This window comes from Candidatus Eisenbacteria bacterium (assembly GCA_016867715.1).
In the GTDB taxonomy this organism is placed as follows: Bacteria; Orphanbacterota; Orphanbacteria; order Orphanbacterales; family Orphanbacteraceae; genus VGIW01.
The window spans coordinates 1-6,588 of sequence record VGIW01000130.1 but is presented as its reverse complement, the minus strand read 5'-3'; the positions used below and the strand labels follow the sequence as shown (position 1 = coordinate 6,588).

Below are 6,588 nucleotides of genomic sequence, written 5' to 3'. Positions count from 1 at the left end.
TGCGAGAACTGTCGCAGGCGTTCGCGCTGGCTGTGCCGCATCCCGATGCACTCCGCATCCGCGACGACGTCGCCTTCTTCCAGGCGGTGCGTGCGAGCCTGATCAAACGGGCGCCGGGCGAGGCGAGGACCGAGGAGGAACTCGACTACGCGGTACGGCAGATCGTCTCTCGGGCAGTCGCTTCAGAGGGCGTGGTCGACATTTTCGCGGCCGCGGGCCTGGCCAAGCCCGATATCTCCATCCTGTCCGAGGAGTTCCTGGCCGAAGTGAAGGGCATGCCGCAGCGCAACCTGGCGGTGGAACTCCTCCGGAAGCTGCTCTCGGGGGAGATCAACACCCGGCGGCGCAAGAACCTCGTGCAGGCTCGTTCGTTCGCCGAGATGCTCGAGCAGTCGATCCGGCGGTATCAGAACCGGGCCACCGAGGCGGCCCAGGTGATCGAGGAGCTGATCGCGCTTGCCAAGGAGATGCGCGAGGCCGGGGCCCGCGGCGAGAAGCTCGGCCTGTCCGAGGAGGAGGTCGCGTTCTACGACGCGCTGGAGACGAATGACAGCGCGGTCCGGATTCTGGGCGACGAGACCTTGAGGACGATCGCCCGCGAGCTGGTGGCCACCGTCCGAAACAACGTCACGATCGACTGGACGATCCGGGAGAACGTGCGGGCCCAGCTCCGCGTTCTCGTGAAGCGGATCTTGCGGCGCTACGGCTACCCGCCCGACAAGCAAGAGAAGGCGACGCAGACGGTGCTCGAGCAGGCGGAGGTGTTGTCGGAGATGTGGGCGGCGGCTTGAGGGAGCGAGAACCTCGGTCTACGCAATCACGGACGAGGCCAGCCGCGAGGCGAGGCGGTCCGCCTCGCCTTTCTCGATGTGGTTCGACTCGGCGAGGCGGCGGAGGGAGCCGGCGAAGCCGTCCTCGCCGGCGGCGTGCTCGAGGGCCGCGGCGAACGCGGAGAAGTTCTCCTCTTCGAGTGCGATGCGCGCGTCGGTCGAAACCGGCGCCGCGGAGGTGACCGGCATCGCCCGCCCGCCCGCACCGGCGTGGAACTGAAGCGAGACGACCCCCGTGAGGTGCGCGGCGAGCCCCTGGAGCGAGCGGTCCTCGCGGAACCACGCGGCCGCCCGACGGAGCGCCTCGCCGCCGTCCCTTCCGGGAAGCGCGGTCACGGCGACATGACCGCGGCGCGCGAGGTCGAGAAGAAGGCGCGCGTCGGCGGCGGAGCGCGGCTCGGGGAGCGCGATCCGCGCCGGAGGAAGGCCCGCGAGGATGCGGTCGAGCGCGCGCTCTCTCTCCGGCGGCTCTCCCTCGAACGGGACCCCGAGGACGAACCCCCCGTGCTCCTCCGCGGGCTTCTCCCCGAGAAGGACGGCGAGCTCCTTCCGATCGGCGAGAAGACGGAGGAACCCGCCGAGAAGAAGACGCCGCGCGGAGGGGGTCTCCGCGACAAGAAGAAGAATGCCCGAAGGGGCGGCGAGCATCGACTCGATCCGCGCCGGAGAGACGTTCGCCTCCGCGAGGGAGGGGGCGGGCCCGCGCCTTCTGAGAAAGAGGCTCGCTTCCTCCGATCCTCCCGACGGGCGATAGAACCCCTCGCCGCACCGGATCTCCTCCTTCCCCTCCAGCGCGCGCCGGAAGGAGGAGAGGTCGTCGGCGCGAAGAGTCCCGGGGAGCGCGCGGAGCACGCGGTGCGCGCGAAGAAGAAGAGGCGCCTGCCCCGCCGCGAGAAGGACGCCGTCCGCGCCCCCTTCCTCCGCCTCGCGAAGGATCTCCTCGAGGCCGGGAAGCTCCGCGTTCCGCGAGAGATCCTCCTCGAGACTCGAGAAGAGGCGCCGGAGCGCTTCCCCCTTCTCTTGCTTCTCGCGTACATCTTTTTCGCGTGAACCTTCCGATCCGGCCGAGGGGAGCGCCTCGCCGATCTCGTCCATTCGGCGCGCCGCATCGAGAAGAAGGTTCTCCGTGCTCTCCTCGATGCGCCGCTTCTCGTGAACTTCCTCCCGCCGGAAGCGGAAGCCCCCCTCGCGGATTCGGAAGAGGGAAAGCGCGACGTCGCGGCCTTCGACTCCGCGGCTCTCGTCGAGCGCGTTCACGATCTCCCCCCCGCGGAAGAAGAGGCGCGAGACCCCTCCGCGATGGAAGAGAGCGAGCGTCCCGCTCTTCGCGTTGAGGAGAAGGAACTGGCAGAAATCGAGGAGGCTCACGACTTGGAGCGATCCGATGAGATCGTTCGGGCCGGCGGCGGGGCGGGAAGGGTCGGGTCGCCCGTTCACGAGCGGCTTCCTTTCGCGGGGGCGGTTTCCTTGAGATAGGGACGAATCGCGTCCTTTTCGTTCGCGAAGAAATAGCCGTCCTGCGGGCTCACCAGACCCTCGCGGACGAGGCGGACGATCTCCTCGTCGAGGCGCTGCATCCCCTCCTTCTTCCCGATCTGCATGAGGGACGGAATCTGGAAGGTCTTCCGGTCGCGGACCAGGGTCGCGATCGCCTTCGTGGCGACGAGGATCTCGACGACCGGGAGGCGGCCCTTTCCGTCCGCGCGGGGGATGAGCTTCTGCGCGATCACCCCGCGGAGCCCCTCGCTCAGCATGACGCGTACTTGATCCTGCTGGTCCGCGGGGAAGGCGTCGATGATCCGGTCGACGGTCTGCGGCGCGCTCGTCGTGTGCAGCGTTCCGAAGACGAGTTGTCCGGTCTCCGCCGCGGTGAGGGCGAGGTGGATCGTCTCGAGGTCGCGCATCTCGCCGACGAGAAGGATGTTCGGGTCCTCGCGGAGCGCCGCTCGGAGCGCCCGCGGGAAGGAGCGCGCGTTCCGGCCGACCTCCCGCTGGTTCACGAGTGACTGCGTGTTCGGATGGATGTACTCGATCGGATCCTCGATCGTGAGGATGTGCTTCCGCCGGGTCTGGTTGATGTGGTCGATGAGGGCCGCGAGCGTGGTCGACTTCCCGCTCCCGGGAGGCCCCGTCACGACGACGAGCCCCTTCACCTGGTCGCAGAATTCCTTGATGTGCGAAGGAAGACCGAGCTCCTCGACCGAGAGGATCCGGTTCGGAAGGAGTCGGAAGGCGCCGGCGATCCCCCGGTGCTGGCGGTAGACGTTGCAGCGGAGGCGGACGACCCCGGGGACCTCGTAGGCGAAATCGACGTCCCCTTGCGCCTCGATCTCCTCTTTTTGCGCGTCGGTGAGGATCTCCCCGAGAAGGGCGTTCGCGAGGTCTGGCGTGAGCTCCGCGTAGTCGATCGGGCGAAGCTCCCCCTGGACGCGGAGCATTGGGCGCGCCCCCGTGACCATGTGGAGATCCGAGGCCCCGTTCTCCATGACCATGCGGAAGATGGCGTCGATCCGCGCCACGGCGCGTTCCCCCCTTCTCCCCGCTTATCGGCCCCCCCTGGGGGGGGATGAGCGGATCCGGCGCCCCCCGTGGGGCGCCCGACGGCCCGCTTTCGAGGGGCACGCGTCCAGATTTCGGTGGACGAAGGCGCTCGAAATGCCGATATTCCGGCCAAGTGCTCCGGAAATCCGGCGCACTTTGACCGACCCGGGAACCCGCAGACCGCGGGGCCGCGCGAGGCCTTCCCACCGCGCGAGGGGAGAAGAAACGGCGATGACGAAGCAAGCGATCCTCCGGCTCGCGAAGAAGGAGAATGTCCGGTTTCTCCGGCTCATGTTCACCGACATCCACGGGGTCAACAAGAACGTCGAGGTTCCGGAGAGCCAGTTCGAGAAAGCGCTCGACGGGATGATCCTCTTCGACGGCTCCTCGATCGAGGGGTTCTCGCGGATCGAGGAGTCGGACATGATCTTGAAACCCGACCTCGGCACGTTCCGGATCTTCCCGTGGCGCGAGCAATCGGATTGGCGGACCGCGCGGCTCATCTCGGACGTCGCGTATCCGGACGGCCGCCCCTTCGCGGGTTGCCCGCGGAGCGCCTTGAAGCGCGTCGTCGCCGAGGCGGAAGCGCTCGGGTACACGATGATGGTCGGCCCGGAGGCGGAGTTCTTCCTCCTGGAGCGGAACGATCGGGGAGAGGTCCGCCACGCCACGCACGACGCGGCCGGCTACTTCGATCTCGTTCCGGTCGACCGCGGGGAGGAGGTGCGGCGCGACATCGTCGAGTACTTGGAGAAGACCGGGTTCGAGGTGGAGGCGGCCCATCACGAGGTGGCGCCGGGGCAGCACGAGATCGACTTCCGCTACGCGGACGCGGTGACGACCGCGGACAACATCACGACCTTCCGCTTCGTGGTCCGCAAGGCGGCGAACGCGCACAACATGCACGCGACCTTCATGCCGAAACCATTCTTCGGGGTCAACGGATCGGGGATGCACGTGCACCAGTCCCTCTTCAAGGGGAAGACGAACACGTTCTACGCGAAGGGGAAGCCGTATCAGCTCTCGGAGACGGCGCTCCATTACATCGGCGGGCTTCTCCGCCACGCGCGCGGCTTCGCGGCGATCACGAACCCGCTCGTGAACTCGTACAAGAGGCTCGTCCCCGGTTACGAGGCGCCGACGAACGTCACCTGGTCGGAGAAGAACCGCTCGCCGCTCGTTCGCGTTCCGGATCGACGCGGGATCGGAACGCGAGTGGAGCTCCGTTGCCCGGATCCGAGCGCGAACCCGTACCTTGCCCTCGCGGTCATGCTCCGGGCGGGACTCGACGGCATCGCGAAGAAGATCGATCCGGGCCCTCCGGTGAACAAGAACGTCTACCGGATGAGCCAGCGCGAAAGAAAGCGCCTCAAGATCACGGAGCTTCCGGCGGATCTCTCGGAGGCGCTCGACGCGATGGAGAAGGACCCGGTGATCCTCGACGCGCTCGGGCCGCACATCGCGCGCCACTACATCGAGGCGAAGCGGGCGGTTTGGAAAGAGTACTCCGCCCAGGTCCATGCGTGGGAGGTCGAGCGTTACCTGAACGTGTACTAGGGGGACCCAGTTCCGTTCGTTCCGCTCGGACCGGAACGTACGCAACGACGTCCCCGATTCCGCCGTTGCCGGACCCCGTCGCACGCGGTATACTTTCGGTGTTCCAAGGAGACCGAGCGGTCCTTCGCGCGGTCTCCCCGTTCGTTCGGGAGGAGGGGAGGCGCCATGAAGAAGACAAGCTGCTCATCCTGCGGGAACCCGCTTCAGGGAATCGAAAGCTTCTGCCCCCGGTGCGGCCAGGCGCTCTCCGGGGAGAAGGTCGGCCGCCGGGGGGACCCGGAGGCTCCCCGCTGGCTGGAGATCGAGTTTCAGAAGAGCCACTCGCCGAGCTATGCCGCGGCGCTCGAGCTTTGCCGGACGAACCCGAGCTACCGGACGGAGGAGCGGGACGGCCTCACGATCCATCGCGTCGGTTTTCGCGCCGCCGACTCGAGCGCGTTCCTCCGGCTCGCGAACCTCGTGCGCGGCTGGAAGTCGTTCCGGCTCTACGTGAACGGGAGGGAGGAGTCGTGGCGCTCCTTCTTCTACGGCGGCTACTACTGCTACGAGGACCGGCAGTCGAGCCCGAACCCGAACCAGTATTGTTTCGGTGAAAGCTGTGAATGGTTCAACTGGTGGGGATGCCACCGGCTCGGCTTCGGCTTCTACAACGAGGACGATTGGATGCGCTCGGGCCATATGACCGAGGACGAGGTCTTCGTTCTCGACAAGGACCGTCTCCGCCGGCTTCTCCTCTCGCGGCTCCGGAGCCACGCCTTCTGCCCGATCATCAACCGGAAGGCGATCCTCGAGAGGATCGACCTCCTTCCCGATCGGATCGATCCGCGCGCGAACCCGGACTGGGAGTACTACTACCTCGACTGGCGCGAGGATCCGAACACGCCCCCGGCGGCGGCGGTTCCGATCTGCCACCAGACCTCCTCGCTCGTCACGCGCATGGTCCCTCCCGACGTCGAGATCCCGAGCCCTCCCGACCGGGGGGCGTGGACGCCGGGCGGGGAGATGCCGGGGTTCGGTCCCGAGGACTTTTAGCCTGGATTGTGCACCCGTTTCCTGCTGCGGACGCGGATTGCGGCCTACGAGGCCTCCCTTCCGTCGCCGCTTCCTCATCAGGGACCCGTGGCGCGCTTGGACCTTGTCGCGACGGTTACGAGCGACAAGTCCTAGCGCGCCGGGGGGGCCGGGACTACGATTCCGGGAGCGGCTCGTCCAGGTCGGCCTCTCGGCACGCGCTCCGCGTCCTCGCGACGAAAACGCGTGCACAACCCAGGCTAGCCCAGACCCGTTCCAGTGCGCGTTTCTCCTTTCTCCCCGTCAAGCGCGGCGCCTCCTCCGCCGATGAGAGGAGGAGGAGGTGTCGTATGCATCGTATGGATCTTCGTGCTTCGTGTGGAATGTTCGCGCTCCTCGGGTTCGTGTTCGCGGGGGGCGTTTCAGCGCAAACAGATGTCGTCGCGGCGGGCTGCGTCTCCGGCGAGGTGACGGCGGAGCCGGCCGGCGAGAAGCTCGGCGACTGGAAGTACACGCTTACCGCCTCGTGGGCGACCGGAACCCCGCAGTCGCTCTCCCATCTCGATCTCCTTCTTGGTCTTTCCGAATGCGCGTGCGTCTGCTCCGAGTATTCCTTCGGAGCGGAGGACACGGCGGGGACTTCGGACGG

6 protein-coding genes are annotated in these 6,588 nt (G+C 67.3%); 4 read left to right on the top strand and 2 right to left on the bottom strand.

Annotation, left to right across the window (positions count from 1 at the left end; translation table 11 throughout):
- Positions 1-791 (top strand): DUF3387 domain-containing protein (locus FJY73_13660; protein ID MBM3321704.1); only part of this gene is annotated, 791 nt, incomplete at its 5' end.
- 18 nt (positions 792-809) lie between these two features.
- Here FJY73_13660 and FJY73_13655 read toward each other — a convergent pair.
- Both FJY73_13655 and FJY73_13650 read right to left on the bottom strand, forming a co-directional pair.
- Entirely contained in the window at positions 810-2,267 is a 1,458-nt protein-coding gene (locus FJY73_13655; protein MBM3321703.1) for a DUF4388 domain-containing protein, read from the bottom strand.
- Positions 2,264-3,349, bottom strand: coding sequence for a type IV pilus twitching motility protein PilT (locus FJY73_13650; protein MBM3321702.1), 1,086 nt, complete (start codon positions 3,347-3,349; stop codon positions 2,264-2,266). The genes FJY73_13655 and FJY73_13650 overlap by 4 nt, the downstream gene beginning before the upstream one ends.
- Positions 3,350-3,602: 253 nt before the next feature.
- On the opposite strand from FJY73_13650, the gene glnA reads away from it, so the two are divergent.
- The 3 genes from glnA to FJY73_13635 all read left to right on the top strand — a co-directional run.
- Positions 3,603-4,928: a type I glutamate--ammonia ligase gene (glnA, locus tag FJY73_13645; GenBank protein ID MBM3321701.1), complete on the top strand. Its 1,326-nt coding sequence runs from the start codon at positions 3,603-3,605 to the stop codon at positions 4,926-4,928.
- Positions 4,929-5,093: 165 nt separating this feature from the next.
- Positions 5,094-5,960: a hypothetical protein gene (locus tag FJY73_13640; protein MBM3321700.1), complete on the top strand. Its 867-nt coding sequence runs from the start codon at positions 5,094-5,096 to the stop codon at positions 5,958-5,960.
- A gap of 329 nt (positions 5,961-6,289) precedes the next feature.
- On the top strand, positions 6,290-6,588 hold a 299-nt coding region (locus FJY73_13635), incomplete at its 3' end, for a hypothetical protein (GenBank protein ID MBM3321699.1).